We start from the raw sequence: 18,669 nt of genomic DNA, 5'->3' as shown, positions 1-18,669 counted from the left end.
GTAGCCGTCGCCGGACTTGGTCCAGCCGCCATCAGGCGTGGCCTCGGTCACCTTGTAGTAGTGGGTCCCCGGCTCGTCGTAGGTGATGGTGCCCAGGTCCACGGCCTCGGAGGTCTCTCCCGCGGCGTAGTCCGCGGAACCCGTGTTAGTGTAGCCGCCCTCGACGGCGTTGCCGTCTGCGTCCACCTCAGTGATGGAGAAGCTGAAGTCCTTGTTTGCGGGCATGAGCCCGTCGGCGACGTCGTAGGCCTTCGTCAGGAAGGCGCTGCCCTCGGCGTCGGTGTCGACGGTGGTGTTGCTCGCCTTGTAGGTGTTGGTGATGGTGCCGTTGCCGGAGACGGCGGCCTTAAGGGTGCCGTCGCCGTTGTCGGTAACGGTGTACTTAATCGAGTGCGTGTTGGTGTCGTAGGTGTAGCCGCCAGCATTTCCCTGCACCTCAGCCACGGTATAGGTGTAGGTGCCGGGCGCAGTGAACGAAATCTCGCCAAACTCGCTGCTGCTGCTGCCCGTGATGCTCGTAGTCTTCACGCCATTCTCGGTGCCCGTTGGCATCGGGTACGCCGGGTTATCCGGGGTCAGCGTAAAGCTGAACGTTGCATCCTTGGAGGGATTGCCCTCAACGACCTTGGTGACCGGAGGATCGCTTACGACAGGCGTCACGCTATAGGCATTGGCAATCGAGCCGGTGCCGGACACGGTTGCGACAAGCTGACCCTTGCCGTTGTCGGTCACGGTGACCTTCACGGTGAAGTCGGAGTTCTCGGCCTTGGTCCAGCCGTTCGAATCCGCAGAGGTCTCAGAGACCTTGTAGTAGTGGGTGCCCTCGGTGGTATAGGAGATCTGACCGAGGTCAACGACTGCCGTCGTTTCGGTCTGGCCCTTTGAATAGTCTGCGGAGCCCGTGTTAGTGTAGCCGTCCTCGACCGGGTTGCCGTCGGCGTCGACCTCGGCAATCGAGAAGTCGAACTTGGCGTCATTGGGCGTCAGACCGCTGTGGACGTTGTAGGCCTTCGTCAGGAACGCACCAGTGGAGGTGTCCTTGGTGTCAACCTCAGTATGGTTCGCCTTATAGGTGTTGGTGATGGTGCCGGTGCCGGAAACCTCAGCCACAAGGTGGCCCTTACCGTCGTTGGTCACGACAATCTTGACAAACGGCTCGTCAGAGGACTTGGTCCAGCCGTCGCCGTTTTCAGTGGTCTCCTGGGCCTTGTAGTAGTACGTGCCCTCCTGTGTGAAGGTGAGGGTGCCAAAGTCGACAACCGCAGAGGTCTCGGCCTGGCCCTTGGTGTACGTGACGGAGCCGCTCAACGGAGTCGCGCCGTCGGCGACATTGCCCTGCGCATCGCACTTGGTGAGCGTGAAGTCGAACTTCTTATCGGCAGGCGTTCCGCTCTGGACATCGAAGTTCTTGGTCAGGAATGCGGAACCCTCGGCGGCGGTGTTGACGGTCACATTGTTCGTACCGTAGTTGTTCGTGATGCTGCTGCCGGCAACAGCGGCAGTGAGTTGGCCGGAACCGTCGTCGCTAACGGTCACCGTAACAGTAGCCTTGGCGTTCGGCGTGGTCCAGCCATCGCTCGGCGTGGTTTCGGTCACCTTGTAGTTGTAAGTGCCAGCTGCATCAAAGGTGATGCTGCCAAAATCGACGGCCTTTTTGCCCGTCTCGTTCGCGTTGTAGGTGACGCTCGCGGTCGTATTCGCAGGCGACGGGGCGCCATTCTGCGGCTCAACGGTGAAGTTGAAGGTGTAGCTACCGTTGTTGTTGCCCGTATCAACGCTCTTGCTGAAGAACCCGTCCGTGCTGGTGTTCACCGTCACGGAGTCGGCCTTGTACGTGTTGGTGATGGTCGGGTTGTCACCCTCGACCTTGGTAACCGCAAGCTTGCCGTCCCTGCCCTTGGCAACCGTCACCGTGATGGCGTGGTCGCTGTTGTCGTACATCCAGCCCTTGTCGGACGTCGAATCAGCAGCCGTGGTCTCCTTCACGTTGAGCGTGTAGGTGCCTTCGGCGAGGAACTCGACGCCGGTAAAGGTGACCTGCTGGCTCTCGCCGTTCTTGATGTTGGAAACCGTCTGGGTGATGGCGCTAGTTGGAATCTTCACGTATCCGGCATTGTTGCCCGTAGCGGAGATCCGGATGTCAGCGCTCTTGGTCCAGTCATAGCCAGAGACAGTCTTCATTGCAGTGAAGCCCTGCGGCTTGGTCGCGTCGTAGGTGTCTTTGAAGGCCACCTGATAAGTCTTGTTGGCCTGCGAAACCGTACCCGAGACGGTCTGGTCGTTGACTTCGCTAGAGGAAGCGCTCTCGCCACTTACGGTCGCCTCAGCAGACGTGAACGAGAAGCCATTGTCCATGGCAGTCTCAGCGAAGCTGTAGGTGGCGCCAGTCGAGACGTTGATGAACCTGACGTTGTCGCCAGCCTTGAGCTTCAGCGTGATCTCGCTGCCGGAAGCCGCATAGTAATACCCGGTGTCGCCGGTCTCGGCGGTTGCGCCGCTCACACGGTCGGCGTCTTTGACGATGTTGCCACTCGCGTCCTGGATGGAGAACCAGACATTGTCAACAGAGGCCTTGGAGTCGGTCACCTTCGCAGTGAACGTGAAGAGCGCATCTGCAGGGGCGTCGCTGTTGGCGCTGTTGTCAACAACGGTCTTGCTAAGGTTGAGCGTGGACTTGCGAACGTTCGTGGCAGTGATGGTGCCCGTGGCAGCTGCAGGCTTATACCAGCTGCCGTCAATTTGATATGCGCCATCTTCCTGGCCGGCAATCTTGACCAGCACGGTAGGCACATTGTTGATGAGCATCGGGCGATAGATCTCGCCGGAGTACTCGAAGTGATAGTCGGTATAGCTGGGCTCAGTCACCGTGTAATCATGGCCGGACTCGAGTACGGTGCCATCTTTGTCGATGATGCCCATTGCCACATTGGTCGTGGTGGTCCAGTTTTTGTCGCTGGTCACCGTGACAGGAACGTAATCCGAACCCTCCTTCTGGAGTTCAGCGGTCAGCGAGGTCTGCGTGGTGGGTCCACCTTCCCAGACCTTCTTGAAGCTGACCTGCTGGTCATTGACGGCCATGCCGTTGGACGGATTGGTGATAGCATCCGTCGTGGCATCGTCGCTTGTCTTGGTTCCGCTCCAAGTGCCATCAGCATTCTTGGTGTAGGTGAATCCATCATCGCCAGTGATGGTGCCATTGTCATTCTTGGTGCCAGAGGGCTCCTTCGAAGACGTCTTGGTGGTGACCGTCTTATAGGAGATGGTGTTGCCGTCGTCGGGGTTCGTATACAGCGTATACACGTTATCGACGAGCTTGAGCTGTGACTTCTGGTCGGCAGTAAGGTCGCTGTATTGCTTGGTGCCATTGTTGAGATCGGCGACAAGGTCAAGTGCCGTCTGGCTCGGCCAGACCTTTGCGTGCACCGTATAGGTAACGCCATTCTCAAGAACGGTATTGCCAAGATCCCAGGTAATCTTGCCATCCTGATACGAGGCCTCCGGGAAGCCCGTGAGCTCGGTGGTACCCTTCGCGTCGGTCTTGGTATAGGTGAAGTTGCCCGCCTCGCCATTCACGAGCGACGTGGCCGTCATACTCGTGAGGTTATCGGTCAGACTTACGTTGGAGATTGTGGTCGTCGAGCTGATGTTGTTGAAGATGTCATCGAAGATCGAGGAGAGCTCCTCGGAGCTCGAGGCGGCCTTGTAGTACCCGGAGGTATAGTCCCCGCTGCCCAGGCTGGTGTAGCCCGTGGCTTTGGGATAGTTGCTCGACATAGCCTGCAGGTACTTGTTGGCCTTCGAGGTGTTCCAGCTCGTGGGGTCCGCAGAGGGGTCAGCACCGCTGAGAACACCAATCGAGTAGACAGTGGTTCCGCTGTTCTTGAGAGTTTTTGCGGTGCTGATTGCACTATTGGCAACCGAGTCATCAAAGCCTTTGGAGTGGTTGGGCTCGCCATCCGTAAAGAAGATTACGCACTTATTTGCATCGCTGCGCGCTTTGCCGAGCTCAGTCGACGCAAGCTCCATACCGTAGTCGGCGGAAGTCGCGCCACCAGCCCTGAGGGCGCGCACAGAAGACTTCAGGGCGCTCATGTCAGATGTCAGGTTGTTGACAATCTGGGAATTGTTGTATTCGTTTTGGCCGTAAGTATCGTTTCCGACCGCAGACTTCTTGGTTCCAGCGAACTTGACGATGGAAACCCTGATCTTGCTGTTTTCATCTTCGATCTTCTCGTTCTGAGAAGCCGTGGAATCCAAGAAGCCATTTACTGCGGACTTCAGAGCTGCCAACTTGGATGTCGACGATGTTTCAGAACGGGAGTAGAACTGCGTGGTACTGGAATCATAGGTGTTCCCGTCATCGCCACGCCAACCATACCGCCAGCTATAGCTGACGCGTACGTAGGACCCATCACTCGCCTGCACGTAATATGTGGTCCACGTCGAGGGAGAACCCGAAATGGGGCTTTAGCTATAGCTCGTAATACCTTCGTCCATCGAGCCGGACACATCGAGCACCAGCACGATGTCGACCGGCTTGACCGACTGCTCGCTCGTGGACGAGGACTTGCCCGTCACGTTGATGGCGAGGTCATACGTGCCGTCACCGTTATCGGTAAGGGTCTTTGTCGCCGGAGAGGAAGTCGCAGTGTCATCGGACTGTGCCCCAGAACCAACGGCAGCATATGCGCCTAGGGGGATTGCAATCGCAAGCGCGACGGCAACAATCGTCCAAATGAGCGCCTTTGGCGTCATCCTCCGCCTTCCGGACGCGCGGGAGTTCGACCCGCTTGTCCTCTCTTGAGGTCTCATAGTTCGTTTGTGTTGCATCTTATCCCCCTGACATCCGTGTTTGCCAAACCGTGCTGACTCCGGTGGCTAAACTTACACAGAATACACACTACAACAGATTTGATTATATCTAGATTGCCGTCAGGGCATATAAGGACTTTTTATGTTTTTTCGATATCTGGGGATTGGGTTCCGTGCGGAATTAGAGTTGGCGCTCATGCGTACCCGTTCGGATGAAAAAGCGAGCGGTCCGGACGCATAGGCCCAGGCCGCTCGCTTTGTGTCCCAACACGCCGCGCTGGCGGCGCATCACGCATCTATATATGATGCGCGCATTACTCCTGATTGGCCATGGCCTCCTCGGCCTTGGCGTCCTCCTCGGCAATGAGCTTTGCCTTGAGGGAGATCTTCTCGTTGGACATCTTGTCCGCGTAGATCTTCTTGCCGGTGGGGTGCTCCTCAAGCCACAGGCGCTCGGCCTCGGGTGCCCACTTCTCGGCGTAGGGCGTGGTACGCGCGCACAGGTGGTCGACATCCTCCGGCGAGATGTACTCCGTGGACTGGGCGTTTGCCTCGTGCACGATCTTGGGCAGCATCTCGGGGTTCTCCAGCATGGGGCAGGGGCGCAGCATGTTGTCGTTCCAGGGGTAGTTCTCGCGGTAGGCCTGGAAGACGGGCTGGCGCAGGCAGTCGAGAAGGTCCTGGTCCTTGATGTTGGCGTTGGAGTAGTGGATGAAGACGCACGGCTCCACGTCGCCCTTGGCGTTGATGTGGCAGAAGACGCGGCCGCCAGCAATGCAGCCGCCAACGTACTCGCCGTCGTTCTGGAAGTCCATCGCAAAGATGGGCTTGCCGCCGGTGATGCCGCGCACCTCGCGGATGCGGTGCAGCATGTACTCACGCTGCTCGATGGTGGGCATGAGGTCGGCGTTGGCGCCCTCGCCCACGGGCATGTAGTGGAAGTACCAGGCCCAGCGGGCACCCTTGCTGATGATGAGGTCAAAGTACTCGTCGGACGTCACGGTCTCGGTGTTGGCGCGGGTGTAGGCCGTGGAGGTACCAAAGAGCAGGCCGTTTATGTGGAGAAGGTCCATGGCACGCATGACCTCGTTGTAGGAGCCCTCGCCACGGCGGGCGTCGTTGGTGTTCTCGTAGCCCTCGAGGGAGATGGAGAACACGATGTTGCCCAGGCGCTTGACCTCGTCGCAGAACGCCTGGTCGATGAGAGACGCGTTGGTGAAGATGTTGAAGAGGCAGTCGTTGTGCTCCTCGGCGAGGCGCAGAACGTCCTTCTTGCGCACCAGGGGCTCGCCGCCGGTCATCATGTAGAGGTGGCAGCCAAGCTCGGAGCCCTGCGTGATGATCTTGTCGCACTCCTCGTACGTGAGGTTCTGCCACTTCTCGTAGTCGGCCGACCAGCAGCCAACGCAGTGCTTGTTGCAGGCGCTGGTGGGGTCGAAGATGATGATCCAGGGCACGTTGCACTGGTACTTGTCGGCGTTGGCCGTGGTGTTGCGCAGGCCGCGGAAGGCAGCCTCGTAGCCACCGTTGAGAACGACGGTCTTGAGCACGTGCGGGTCAGTCTCGTCGATGACGCTCCAGAGGAACTGCTCCCACTTGGATCCGGGGTAGAGACCTGCCTTCAAGCCGCGCGTGGCGCCGGGGGCGGTGTCCTTGAGCAGGTTGCCGGCCATGTTGATGAGCTTGTCGAGGTTCTTCTCGCGATCATCGCCAGAGGCGGCCTTGATGATCTGGTCGAGCGCGACGCTAAACGCCTTGCGCTCTGCCGCGTGGGCAATCTTTGACTGCATTTACGTGCTCCCTTGCTAATGCGCTTCCCTGAACGCAGATTTTTTGACCTACGTTTAAATCTGAGAGAACTATACGCCGGGCGCGGCAAACATACAAGGAAATTTTGGCCCCTGCGCTGGGAATACGTAGATGGCGAGGCCCGGGTGCCCAGCGCGTTTGGTGCGTGTATGCTGAGAGTCACGCATCGCGCAAACCGGCTACGTTGACTGGAGACCCATGGGATATCGCACCTACACCTGCCCCATCGCAAAGTCCTGCGGTGGCTGCGAGTGGCTCGCGGTACCCTATCCCATCCAGCTTGAGCGCAAGCAGGCGCTGGTCGAGGAGGTCCTTGGACGGGCGGTTCGCCAAGACGGCGCCACACTCGAGAAGATCTGCGGCATGGACGAGCCGCGCGGCTACCGTCACAAGGCGGCCACGCCGTTTGCGCCAGGCTCGCACGGACGCGTGCGCTGCGGGTTCTATGCCGCCGGATCGCATCGCATTGTGCCCTGCTCGTCGTGCCTGGTAGAGACGCCGGGCGCGCGAGACGTGCTTAACAGCGTGGCCCGCGCAGCCGAGCGCTGCGGCACCGCCGCCTACCGGGAGGACCGCGGGAGCGGCGTGCTGCGCCATGCCGTGGTGCGCATGGGCTATGCCACCAGGGAGTGCCTACTCACCGTAGTTACCAACGGGCCAGGGCTTCCTCGCGCCGAGAAGTTCGTGAAAGACATCCTCCGCAACCAGCCGCAGGTCACAAGCATTGTCCAGAACATCAACGAGCGCAGAACCAACGCGATTCTGGGCCGCGAGTGCCGCGCGCTGTATGGCCCTGGCGTCATGCACGACCAACTGCTGGGGTGCTCGTTCGAGATTGGCCCCACGAGCTTCTACCAGACAAACCCGGCGCAGACCGAGGTCCTCTACCGGCTGGCCATTGCCGGAGCGGGCGTTGTGCCCGGGATGCGGCTGCTCGACGCGTACTGCGGCACGGGAACCATCGGCATCTGCGCCGCGCACAAGTGCCCGGACATCGAGGTCGTTGGCGTGGAGCAGGTCGCCGGCGCGGTGGCCGCAGCGCGGCGCAATGGCATTGCCAACGGGCTGGACAAGCGCTGTCGCTTTGTGCGCGCGGACGCAACGGAATACCTGGTAGCCGCGGCGCGCAACGGACGAGCGGAGCGCTTTGACGCGCTCGTCATGGACCCGCCGCGCGCCGGTTCGACGCCGGAGTTCCTCTCGGCGGTGTGCGCGCTTGGACCCGAGCGCGTGTCGTACGTCTCGTGCAACGTAATCACGCAGGCACGCGACATCGAGATGCTGCGCGAGGGTGGCTATTGGCTTGAGCGCGTACAGCCTGTGGACATGTTCCCGCACACAAAGCATGTTGAGTGCGTCGCAACGCTCATGCGGAGATAGCGGAGCGGCGGGGCACCGCGCGAGGAGGAACCAATGGATAACGACGAGACGTTCATGAAGCAGGCCATCGAGCTGTCGAAGCTAGCCGTGGCGCACGGCAACGAGCCGTTTGGCGCGGTGCTGGTGAAGGACGGCGAGGTCGTATTTACCAACGAGAATCAGATCTACACCAGGCACGATCCCACGTTCCACGGGGAGGCGGGCCTCATTCGCGAGTTCTGCGCGCAGACCGGGGTCGCCGACCTACGCGAGTACACGATGTACTCCAGCTGCGAGCCCTGCTTCATGTGCAGCGGCGCTATGGTGTGGGTCAAGCTCGGCCGGCTGGTGTATGGCGCAAGCAACACGGACTTGGAGCACATTCTCGGCAACGAGGGCTGCAACTGCTCGGCATTGGTGTTTGACAACTCGTTCTGGCACCCGCAGGTCACAGCCGGCGTCCTGCGCGATGAGAGTCTTGCGGTTCTGAAAGATTACTTCGGAACGCATAGCAAGGGGTAGGCCGGAGTCGAGGGCCTCGCTCTCGGACTGATTGAGGCCCTCAGGGCGGAAAAACTCGCGAAAGAGGCGCCGGAGGGTGTGTCGGAGAGGGCCCGTCAGCATAAAACCGCTCTATCGAACGCATTTTTAGGAACTGGCGCATAAAAGTTCGATATCGAACGGTCCCTTGCTCGATTGCTTATCAATTATTGAATTACATATGCAAATCTATGTGGATTTTCACAATAATATGCATAATTTTACAAGCTTGATTGCAGAGTTGATATCGTTCCCTGATTGTCTGCGTTCGATATCGCACTTTTATACAACGGGAACGAAAAAGCCGTTCGATATAGCACTTTTATACATGGGGCATCGTCGATCGAGAGGCGCTGGCACCAGAAACCCCTCCGACAAGCCGCCGAAGGGGTTAGCAGTAGGCCGTTTTGGTGACGCAAGGCCGCGATCAGCCGCGTGCTACGCCGGATCGATCACCACGTGTCCGTCTTCGCGCACGTGCACGCGTCCCTCTGCCAAGAGCTGCGCCACATGAGGGTAAAGCTGGTGCTCGACCTCGTGGATGCGGGCCTCAAGCTGGTCGACGGTCCAGCCATCCTCCACCTCCACCGGCCGCTGAGCGATGATGGGGCCGCAGTCGTAATCGCTGTTGGCAAAGTGAACCGTCACGCCCGTGACCTTGACGCCGTAATCGAATGCGTCCTGGATGGCATGCGCCCCCTTGAAGCTGGGCAGCAGCGCCGGATGGATGTTAACCACGCGGTTGGGGAAGCTGGCAAGGATGGGATCGTGCACCATCCGCATGTAGCCGGCCATGAGCACGTAGTCCACGCCAGCGCGGCGCAGCTCTGTGGCTATGACCTCGTCGGCAACCATTGGGTCTGCGTAAATCTCCTTGGAGAGCGTGAGCGTCTGGATGCCCGCCGCCTCGGCGCGCTTGAGGCCAAACGCGCTTGGCCGCGAGCTCACTACCAGCTCGATGCTGGCATCAAGCCTACCTGCGGCAATGGCGTCGATAAGCGCCTGCAGGTTGGTGCCCGAGCCGCTTATGAGCACTCCCAGCTTTATGCTCATCGATAGGTCACCTTGCCCTCGCCAGCAACGCACTCGCCCATCACGAACGGCGAGAACCCCTGGGCAACAAGCCCCTCGCAGACCTCGTCCACGTCGTCGCGGCCGCAGATGATGCTCATGCCAACGCCCATGTTGAAGGTCTTGTACGCCTCGTCGGGCGTGAGGCCAGCGGCGCGCACCATGTACGTGATGACCGGCGGCACGTCCCATGCAGGACCATCCTCGCCGCCGCGGTCGACCACCGCATCAACGTTTGCGGGCAGCGCTCGGTTGAGGTTCTCGGTAATGCCGCCACCGGTGATGTGCGCCATGGCGTGAATGGGCACGCCAGCCTTGAGCGCGCGCACCAGCCCACCGGCGTAGATGGTGGTGGGGCGCATCACGGCGTCGGCCAGGCTCTCGCCGCCCAGCTCGGGAAGCGGGCGCTCCAGCTCCTCCACGGTCTTGCCCTCGATGGCCACCTTGCGCACGAGCGAGTAGCCATTGGAGTGAATGCCAGAGCTGGGAAGGCCGAGAATCACGTCGCCCTCGTGCACCAGGTGCGGGCCAATCATCTTGGGCCGGTCGACCACGCCCACCACGAAGCCGGCCAGGTCGTAGTCGTTGGGGTTCATGACGCCGGGATGCTCGGCCATCTCGCCGCCAACCAGCGCGCAGCCAGACTTGCGGCAGCCCTCGGCAATGCCGCCCACGATCTTGGCAACGTGCTCGGCACGCAGCTTGCCAATGGCAACGTAATCCAGGAAGAACAGCGGCTCCGCACCAATGGGCACAACGTCGTCGACGCACATGGCCACGAGGTCCTCGCCCACCGTCTCGTGCCGGTCAAGCAGCTGCGCGATGGCAAGCTTGGTGCCCACGCCATCCGTGCCCGAGACCAGCACCGGATCCTCCATGTCCTTGTACGCGGCCATCGAGAAGCACGAGCCAAAGCCGCCCAGGCCGCCAATGACCTCGGGACGGTTGGTCGATGCCACGGCCGCCTTGATGGCGTCGACGGCGCGGGCACCCTCGTCCACGTCGACGCCGGCATCTGCATACGAGACGTGCTGGGGCTTATCTGCCATCTTGGGCATCCTTCCTAGCTGGGGTTTCATCGTTGTTCTCGTCATGGCCGCCGTTCTTGCCCGCGGCGCCCGCGGCCTCAAGCCGCGCCGCCGAGTCCTGCTCGACCTCGCGCGCAATCTGGTCGATGCTCATGTGCGACTCGAGAGACGCCTGCATGAGGTTATGCGGCTTGTAGCCGGGCAGGAACTTCTCCTCGTAGAACGAGCGCGGGATGGCAACCGGGTAGTCGCCGGTAAAGCAGGCCGTGCAGTAGCCGCCGTGAGGCACGCAGTCGATAAGACCCTGCGGCGAGAGGAAGCCCAGCGTGTCGGCGCCGATAAAGTCGCGCATCTCCTCGAGCGACATGTTGGCGGCGATGAGCTGGTCCTGGTTGGCGGTATCGATGCCGTAGAAGCACGGCCACGTGACCATGGGCGAGGCGGAGCGCATGTGGACCTCGGTGGCGCCGGCGTCGCGCAGCATCTGGACGATCTGCTTGGACGTGGTACCGCGCACGATGGAATCGTCCACCATCACGATGCGCTTGCCGCGCACCACGTCGGGCAACGGGTTGAGCTTAAGCCGCACGCCCATCTGACGCAGGGCCTGCGTGGGCTGGATAAAGGTACGTGCCACATAGCGGTTCTTGATAAGGCCGGTGCCGTACGGTAGGCCCAGCTCGGCGGCATAGCCCTCGGCCGCGGGCGTACCTGAGTCTGGCACCGAGATGACAAGGTCCGCATCAACGGGTGTCTCACGAGCAAGACGGCGGCCCATGTTATGGCGCATGAGATAGAACGAGCTGCCGTCCTTCACCGAGTCAGGCCGCGAGAAGTACACGTGCTCAAAGATGCAGTCCGCACGGGGCTGCGGCGGCACGCCCTGCTCGGAGCGAAAACCGTCATCGGAGATGCGAATAATCTCGCCGGGCGCAACCTCGCGCACATAGGTGGCACCAACAATATCCAGGGCGCAGGTCTCGGAGGCAACGACCCACTCGCCCTCGCCAAGCTTACCTAGGACCAGCGGGCGAATGCCGTGCGGGTCGCGGAAGGCGTAGAGCGCGTTCTCGCGCGCGAGCACCATGGCGTAGCCGCCCTCGAGCATGCGCATGGTGTGCGCGATGCCGGTGCGAAGGCGGTGGCCGCGCTGCGTGAAGTAGCCGATGAGCTTGGCCGCAACCTCGCTGTCGGTGTTCGAGCGGAAGGGGATGCCCATCTCGATGAGCTCGCCGCGCAAGGCGTCAAAGTTCACGAGGGTGCCGTTGTGCGCCAGCGCAATGATCACGTCGTTGATCATCGAGAGGTGCGGCTGGGCCGACTCCCACCCCTTGGCGCCCGCCGTGCCGTAGCGGCAGTGGCCAATTGCCACCTTGCCTGGCATAGCGGCAAGGTCTGCCTCGGAGAAGACCTGTGTGACCAGGCCAAGGTCCTTGCGCACCAGAACGGTGCGCCCGTCTCCCACCGCAATGCCCGCCGACTCCTGCCCGCGGTGCTGCAGCGCCCGCAGGCCAAAGTACGCCATGCGTGCAGGGTCGCGGTTGGGCGCCCACACGCCAAAGACGCCGCACTCGTCGTGCAGCTTGTCGTCACCGGGCTTTTGCGTCCCCGACGCTATTGTCACGATGCCACCTCGCTCTTGGGCACGCACACCAGGATGGTGCGGCCATAGCCGTCAATATAGTTGCAGGTACAAAGGGTAAGCACGTGGCTCGTTTTGCCAATTAGCTCTGCGGCGTCCTGTCGGCTGGTCACAGACTTGGCGAGAAGATCAGAGAGGTACGTGTGGAACTCCTCCTCGCTAGTCCAGTCGAAGACGCGCACGTTGGTGTCGTTCTCGTCCGTGTAGTAGAGGAAGAGGGGCTCAAGCTCATAGTTGGCGTCTTCGGTAACGTACCACACGGTGCTCACGGAGTCGAAGGCCTCTTGGTTGTCCATGTCGGCAATGGGCTTGAACATGGCACCGTTGCGCAGGTGATGGCCATAAATGATGGTCTGCTGGTCGAGCATGCCGGGCGCCTGATTTTGGTAGTCCATAAAGACCTGGCCGCCTAGCGAGTAGGTGCCCTCGGCGTTGGTGTGGAGGTACTTGTCGTTATCCGACGCCTGGTAAACGGGGAAGCTCACCACGGTGTTGGGAATCTGCACCCACCCAACAACCTCGGGGTTCACTGCCTTGAGGCCAGCCCAGTCCACCACAGGCGGCTGGTTGCCTTCGTTGTCCACGGTTGCGTAGGTAGCGAGCTTCTCGTTCTCCACGTCCTGCTCGTGGTACTGCCACTGCGAGTAGCCGTACATGCCGGCCGCCACCACGATAAGCGCGATGCCCACAATGAAGAGCACCGTAGAGATAATGCGGTTGCGGCGCTTGCGCGGGTCGCGAGACCTACGGCCGGAGAGGTCGTAGGGGTCGGTCTCGCGGTAGTTGTCGCTCTCCATGCGGCGGCCATGGCGAGAGGAACGAGCGCCTGCGCCTGCCGCGCCCTTGGACGATGGGTCGTCGGTGACCACGGGAATGAAGCCGGCCGCACGCTGGGCGTTAGCGGTGCCGTGCGGCGGCGTAGGCTCGCCCCCAGACGACTGGCCAAAATGCTTGCCCTGACTGTTTGACACGTGACTGCCTTTCTCGGTCGAGGCGAACTAGGAGAGCTTGCTCCCCACGTACGCCGCGGCGGCGGGCTTGTCGAAGTTGCCATTGGTTGCCTTGGTAAGTGCACCCATGACCTTGCCCATGTCGCGCTTGGCCGTGGCGCCCAGTTCGGCAATGAGAGAGTCGGCCAGCTTCTCGAGGTCGGCGCCCTCAAGCTGGCGCGGCAGCAGCTGGGAAAGGACGTCTGCCTGTGTCGAGAGCTCCTGGATGCGCTCGGCGTGGGACTCGGCGCCGGCCTTTCGCAGGCCGTCGAGCTCCTCGGCGGTGACCTTCTGGAGCTTCTTCACCGCCTTGGTGATATCCGCCTCGGTGGCGTCGCGGCGCTCATCGACCTCGACCTGCTTCACGGCCTGGTTTACCTGGCGCAAGATGGAGACGCGCGCCTTGTCGTGCGCCTTCATGGCAAGCTTGATCTGCTCGAGCAGCTCTTCCTTCTTCATGTAGTGCTTTCCTCCCTGGCCGCGAGGTGAGCGCGGCCGCACGCAGCACGGCGGACTCTACGCCTCTGCCATCTGCTGCTTCATCTGGATAATCTTCTCGCGGTACTCCGGCATGGTGGCCCCAAGAATCTGGGTTGCGTAGATGGCTGCGTTCTTGGCGCCGCCAATGGCCACGCAGGCCACAGGCACACCCGAGGGCATCTGCACCATGGAGAGCAGGGAGTCCATGCCGCCCAGGTCGCTCGTCTTCATGGGAACGCCAACTATGGGCAGCGGCGTGTAGGCTGCAACAACGCCGCCCAGGTGAGCGGCCTTGCCCGCGGCAGCAATAATCACCTTAAGGCCGCGGTCCGCAGCGGTGGACGCCCAGTCGTGAACCTTCTGTGGCGCGCGATGCGCCGAGGCAATGACCAGCTCGTACGGAACGCCCAGCTCATCCAGCTGAGCGGTGCACGCCTCCATCGCCGGCATGTCCGACTTAGACCCCATAATGATTCCCACCAGCGGCTTGTCCGCCATAGGACCCCCTTTGGATTTGGGTTCAGAGACGCATCACAGTATAGATGGAGCCGGGCGTGCCAGGGCGCGAACGGCCTATCATTAACCAACAGCAACAGAGACACGGCACGCGACGCGAGCCAACTACGACCCGAAAGGTATCGCATGGACGCAAAGGATCTTGTTCTTTACAACCGAGAGGGCGCGTACATTCCGCGCGTTGCCGCGGTGCACGACCTGTGCGGATACGGCAAGTGCTCGCTGGGGATTGCCATTCCCGTGCTCTCTGCGGCAGGATGCGACGTGTGCCCGGTGCCTACCTCGCTCTTCTCGGCGCACACAAAGTTCCCCACGTTCTACATGCACGATACGACGCCCATCCTTAACGACTACCTGGACGCCTGGGCCAAAGAAGGCATCGAACTTGATGCCATCTATTCCGGGTTCCTGGGCTCTGCGGCGCAGGTGGGCGCCATCCAGAGGCTGTACCGCGAGCATCCTAGGGCGCTGCGTGTGGTCGACCCGGTGATGGGCGACGGAGGGAAGATGTACCCCACATACACGGTCGAGATGTGCGAGAAGATGCGCGCGCTGGTTGATGGCGCGGACATTCTTACGCCAAACCTCACCGAGGCACACCTGCTTACCGGCATGCCCTACCACGGTCAGGATCTCTCGCAGGCCGAGGTGGAGCGATATGCGGCCCAGCTGGTGGAAATGGGGGCGCGGCTCGTTGTGGTGAAGGGCGTGGTCCGTGGCGACGGCCTTATCAGGAACTACATTGCTGGCGAGAAGGTCGACCTGGTGGAGGTTGTGGGCGAGCAGCTGCCGTTCATGACGCACGGGACCGGCGACCTGTTTGCCTCGGCGCTCACGGGGGCCGTGATGTGCGGGCGCAGCGTGTACGACGCGGTGGCGTTTGCCACGGACTTCGTGCGGGATGCCATGCGCATCACGCAGCTGCAGCCGGACAACGAGGTGCGCGGGGTGTCGTTCGAGAGCCTGTTGGGGCAGGTCGCCGCACTCGTGGGGTAGGCGGCAGCGCAGGGTGCGGCGCGGCTCGGCGGCGCGGCTCGGCTCGGCGGTGCAGCGCGCCTCTCGCCTGTTGGCGGCGCCTCTCACCTGTTGGCGGCGTCCTGCTTGCCCATGGCGCGCCTTTTCGCCGGTTAGCACTTTTCCGAACGTTTAGAGCGCCTTAAACGGCGAGGTTGCGCGGTATTGCGGGAACGGCGCGGATTCCGAACGTTTAGCCACCCCTAAACGGCGAAATCGCGCGGAATATCCGTCGAGGTCGTCCGACGAGGAACACCGTAACGTTCGAGCAATGCCCTGAAGAACGGCCTGTTCTTGGCCTCCTCGAAGCTAAACCGCATGATGGAGGCGTTGCACAGCGTGAGGCGAGATTCCCGTCGCCGTTCGGCGAGAAGCGCTTTGCCAGAGACCTTCTCGCCTGTACCACCTCGGTCGGCATACTTCGCCGCACCATCAAGTTCGCCAAATATCAGACGACCCACGCTGGTCTCCCAGACGTAGTCGACCCTGAACTCGCATCCCGGGTGCGCCGGGTCTCCCACAAGAACCTGCAGCTCCGGCACGCAAAATCCCAGTTCAATCATGATGCCGCGCGCCACCGACTCTCCGCCGTTCTCGGAGCGGCCATCTGCCCAGCCAATGGTTTGAAGCGCCTGCCGAGAACCGCGGGCACGCGGCTGGGCTTGCACAAATCTGGCAAGATCTTCTCGCGTAAGGCCGTGGTCGCGAAGCGCGGAATCCGCAACGGCAAGGCCCGCAGGCATGGGAAGCGTTCGCAAGCAGTCCGCAATGGTCGTGCCCAGTGGCGTTACCTTTACACCTGCCACGACCTCGAATTTCCCGACATCATCCGTACGCACCGGATGCCTCACCACGTGCTTGCCTCGGTGACCTCTGCCATCCCTTGTATCTAAGATGTGAACCGTGGATGGATCTGGCTCGGAAACCTGCAAGCCATGCGCTATCGCAGCGGAGGTCCCACAGAATACCCAGGTTGGGTGCAGAGCTGCGGAAGCGCGAATCACATACAGCGCTTGGGCGCTTGGCGATAGGGACTTCCAATAGTTAGTCCTTGCATACGCGTGCGGGAATGGTGCTACCACATCTCCCGCCTTAGCGCGACGATCAAGAAGCCTCTTCGTTCGATCGCTCTTCACACAGAGACACATCCCGCGTTGCTCCGACGCATCAAGAGCTTCGTTCACCTCATCCTGCACCACACGCCAGTACCCCCTGCTCACGACTAGCCCCCTCCGGTCGCCCTGGTGAGCTTCTTGTACCGAGCCCGGAGTCGTCTATAACTGACACTTGTCTGACAGCAATCTTCCGCGCAGCTCAAAGGGGGTATTTGGTGGTCTGATCCCAAAATTATTCTGTGGACGGTAGCATGACGACCGCGAGGGGTAGATTTGAGAGGTTTGCGAAAAATGGCTGTGACTCGCGATATCGCTCCGCGTCATACGGGGTTGGACCTCTCGCCTGTTGGCGGCCCGCGTCTCTCGCGCTGCGTCAGCGCACTTCTCGCCAATGGCGCGTCTTTTCGTCGGTTAGGATTTTTCCGAACGTTTAGAACGCCTTAAACGGCGAGATCGCGCGGTGTTGCAGGAACGCCGCGGAATCCGAACGTTTAGGCACCCCTAAACGGCGAAATCGCGCGGAATTGACGAGAGGCGCTCTGCACAGAAGCTGCCACGCAGGAGAGCAGCGGAACCCCTACTTCGACCCGCTGTTCGACGAGTCGCTGCTGTTTGTCGACGAGTCGCTCTCCGCCGTGCTGCCCGTGAGGTCGTTGAGAATCGCGACCGGCGTGAACGACGTCGTGACCTGGTCGCGCAGCTCCTCCTGCAGCGTCGAGTCCACGCCCGTGATGCTGCAGTTGAAGTTCACACCCGTGGAGCTCTGGGTCTTTGACCACACGAACGTGATGAACGAGGTCACGTCACCGGTGGGCTTGAGGAAGCCAAAGAACTGCGAGGTCTTGAACTTGCCGTTCTCGTCCATATGGACGTTCACGTGGTAGATGACGGTGTTAATGTTGGGGTTGAGCAGGCAATTCACCGAGAAGGCCGACGCCTGCACCTGCGAGCCGGCAAAGCACTCGAGGGCGTCGCTCGACGTGGTGTCGATGACGGTCACCTCGACGGTGCCGGTGTTCTCATCCGCCTCCTGCACCGAGAAGTCCTCGGGGAACTGCGTGAAGCCGTTGCCCCACTCCACGCCGCCACGCAGGGCAGACGCCACCGTAGCAACCGTCACGTCATGCGCAAGGTCCGCCGTGTTGGAACGGCGCACCACGCCAAACAGCACCTGGGCGGCCACAACTATGACGAGAAACACCATCACGAAGCCGACGGCGGTCTTCGCGATGACCTTGCCCACGTTGGAGCCGGAGGGGTCCTCTGCGGAAAGCGGGTCGATGTCGACGCCGGTGCCCTTCTCCTTGCGGCGACGTCGCTCGCGGCGGGCAACCTCCTCGTTGGAGTGGCCCGTCTCGTCTACGGTCTCGAAGAGCTTCTCGGCCTCGTCGGCGGTCAGCGCATTGGTCTGGCGCCTGGCCATCTCGTTCTTCGGCTTAGCCATCGAGGTTCCCCTCGTTCGCGGGATCGTTCACGGGGCCAGCCGCCTCGCCCGGCGCAAGCCGGTGGGCAATTGCGTCGCAGATGAGGGCGCCCACCACGGTCTTTGCGTCCTCGATCCTACCGTCGAGCACCGCGTCGACCAGCTCGGAGAGGTCGACAAGGTCAACGTTGATGAACTCGTCAGCGTCAGGGCTGGACTGGTGAAAGCTCAGTCCGGTGGCCATGTAGATGTGGATGAGCTCGTCGCAGAAGCCGTCGGAAGAGGCAATCGTGGTGAGATAGGCCATCTTCTCGGCCTGCATGCCGGTCTCCTCGGCAAGCTCGCGATGCGCGGCGTCGAGCGGGTCCTCGCCTGGGTCGAGCTTGCCTGCGGGAATCTCGACCGTCACGCGGTCCAGCGCCGTGCGGAACTGGCGCACCAGGCAGATGCGGCCCTCGTCGGTGAGGGCAACAACGGCAACGGCGCCGGGGTGGCGCACCACGTCGCGCACGGCGACGCGGCCGTCGGGAAGCTTCACGCGCAGGCGGTTGACGTTGAAGATGCGGCCGGTCCAGGCCACATCCTCCGAGACGGGATGCTCCTCGAGGCCGGCATCGCGCGGGTCGTCCTCGCCAAGCACCAGATCGCGCGCCTGCGGGAGGCCCGACATGTGATCCTGACTCGACCGATCTCCGTCGAAGGTGAGGCCATCGGCGGCAGAGCGCATGTCAGCGGTTGCCGAGCGGAGGTCATCCATCGTGGGGACCGCCTCGACGTACTGCGGTCGAATCCGGGAATCGTCAGCCGACGAGTCCTCGTAGGTGTACCCCTCGTCCCTCTCGTCCGTGTCCTGCACCCGTGCCACTGTCTA

At 61.6% G+C, this 18,669-nt stretch carries 15 protein-coding genes; 3 read left to right on the top strand and 12 right to left on the bottom strand.

Going from position 1 to position 18,669, the window contains the following annotated elements; genetic code table 11:
• From BT122_RS03390 to BT122_RS03380, 3 genes are all read right to left on the bottom strand, one after another.
• Positions 1 to 4,425, bottom strand: a 4,425-nt coding sequence (locus tag BT122_RS03390; protein WP_353612540.1) for a Spy0128 family protein, incomplete at its 3' end; no start/stop codon positions are given.
• 42 nt (positions 4,426 to 4,467) lie between these two features.
• A complete protein-coding gene (locus BT122_RS03385) occupies positions 4,468 to 4,755 on the bottom strand; it encodes a hypothetical protein (RefSeq protein WP_072354569.1) in 288 nt (95 codons plus the stop codon).
• Positions 4,756 to 5,126: 371 nt separating this feature from the next.
• Positions 5,127 to 6,602 (bottom strand): radical SAM/SPASM domain-containing protein, encoded by a 1,476-nt coding sequence (locus BT122_RS03380; protein ID WP_072354568.1) that lies wholly within the window; start codon positions 6,600 to 6,602, stop codon positions 5,127 to 5,129.
• A 217-nt stretch (positions 6,603 to 6,819) separates the two neighbouring features.
• Between BT122_RS03380 and rlmD the strand changes: the two genes are divergently transcribed.
• A complete protein-coding gene (gene rlmD, locus BT122_RS03375) occupies positions 6,820 to 8,001 on the top strand; it encodes a 23S rRNA (uracil(1939)-C(5))-methyltransferase RlmD (RefSeq protein ID WP_072354567.1) in 1,182 nt (393 codons plus the stop codon).
• 33 nt (positions 8,002 to 8,034) lie between these two features.
• Complete coding sequence (locus BT122_RS03370; RefSeq protein WP_072354566.1) at positions 8,035 to 8,502, top strand: nucleoside deaminase; 468 nt, start codon at positions 8,035 to 8,037, stop codon at positions 8,500 to 8,502.
• Positions 8,503 to 8,958: 456 nt separating this feature from the next.
• Here BT122_RS03370 and purN read toward each other — a convergent pair whose 3' ends face one another.
• Genes purN through purE form a run of 6 tightly spaced genes read right to left on the bottom strand, consistent with a single transcriptional unit; the run spans position 8,959 to position 14,228 of the window.
• The gene (purN, locus tag BT122_RS03365; RefSeq protein WP_072354565.1) at positions 8,959 to 9,573 is read right to left on the bottom strand and encodes a phosphoribosylglycinamide formyltransferase; all 615 of its coding nucleotides are present in this window, start codon (positions 9,571 to 9,573) and stop codon (positions 8,959 to 8,961) included.
• Positions 9,570 to 10,640 carry a phosphoribosylformylglycinamidine cyclo-ligase gene (gene purM / locus BT122_RS03360; protein ID WP_072354564.1) on the bottom strand — a complete coding sequence of 357 codons (1,071 nt, stop codon included), beginning with the start codon at positions 10,638 to 10,640 and terminating at the stop codon, positions 9,570 to 9,572. Before purM ends, purN begins: the two co-directional genes overlap by 4 nt.
• Complete coding sequence (gene purF, locus BT122_RS03355; protein ID WP_286130291.1) at positions 10,630 to 12,243, bottom strand: amidophosphoribosyltransferase; 1,614 nt, start codon at positions 12,241 to 12,243, stop codon at positions 10,630 to 10,632. The genes purM and purF overlap by 11 nt, the downstream gene beginning before the upstream one ends.
• Positions 12,240 to 13,232 carry a class B sortase gene (locus BT122_RS03350; protein ID WP_072354563.1) on the bottom strand — a complete coding sequence of 331 codons (993 nt, stop codon included), beginning with the start codon at positions 13,230 to 13,232 and terminating at the stop codon, positions 12,240 to 12,242. Before BT122_RS03350 ends, purF begins: the two co-directional genes overlap by 4 nt.
• Before the next feature lie 27 nt (positions 13,233 to 13,259).
• On the bottom strand, positions 13,260 to 13,709 hold the full coding sequence (locus BT122_RS03345) for a GatB/YqeY domain-containing protein (protein WP_059052563.1): 450 nt from the start codon (positions 13,707 to 13,709) through the stop codon (positions 13,260 to 13,262).
• Between the two features lie 57 nt (positions 13,710 to 13,766).
• Positions 13,767 to 14,228: a 5-(carboxyamino)imidazole ribonucleotide mutase gene (gene purE / locus BT122_RS03340; RefSeq protein WP_072354562.1), complete on the bottom strand. Its 462-nt coding sequence runs from the start codon at positions 14,226 to 14,228 to the stop codon at positions 13,767 to 13,769.
• Positions 14,229 to 14,372: 144 nt separating this feature from the next.
• Here purE and BT122_RS03335 point away from each other — a divergent pair, with 144 nt between their 5' ends.
• The gene (locus tag BT122_RS03335; RefSeq protein WP_072354561.1) at positions 14,373 to 15,242 is read left to right on the top strand and encodes a pyridoxamine kinase; all 870 of its coding nucleotides are present in this window, start codon (positions 14,373 to 14,375) and stop codon (positions 15,240 to 15,242) included.
• 221 nt (positions 15,243 to 15,463) lie between these two features.
• Here the strand turns inward: BT122_RS03335 and BT122_RS03330 are convergent, their stop codons facing one another.
• The 3 genes from BT122_RS03330 to BT122_RS03320 all read right to left on the bottom strand — a co-directional run bounded on the left by BT122_RS03330 (position 15,464) and on the right by BT122_RS03320 (position 18,525).
• Positions 15,464 to 16,066 carry a hypothetical protein gene (locus tag BT122_RS03330; protein WP_143189959.1) on the bottom strand — a complete coding sequence of 201 codons (603 nt, stop codon included), beginning with the start codon at positions 16,064 to 16,066 and terminating at the stop codon, positions 15,464 to 15,466.
• 886 nt (positions 16,067 to 16,952) lie between these two features.
• Positions 16,953 to 17,819 (bottom strand): hypothetical protein, encoded by an 867-nt coding sequence (locus tag BT122_RS03325; protein WP_143189958.1) that lies wholly within the window; start codon positions 17,817 to 17,819, stop codon positions 16,953 to 16,955.
• A complete protein-coding gene (locus tag BT122_RS03320) occupies positions 17,812 to 18,525 on the bottom strand; it encodes an NUDIX domain-containing protein (RefSeq protein ID WP_143189967.1) in 714 nt (237 codons plus the stop codon). Before BT122_RS03320 ends, BT122_RS03325 begins: the two co-directional genes overlap by 8 nt.
• Between the last annotated feature and the right edge of the window lie 144 nt (positions 18,526 to 18,669).

The sequence above is a fragment of the Olsenella sp. kh2p3 genome, from assembly GCA_900119625.1.
In the GTDB taxonomy this organism is placed as follows: Bacteria; Actinomycetota; Coriobacteriia; order Coriobacteriales; family Atopobiaceae; genus Tractidigestivibacter.
Note: the sequence above shows the minus strand (reverse complement) of the source record. Positions and strands in the feature narration are given on the sequence as shown.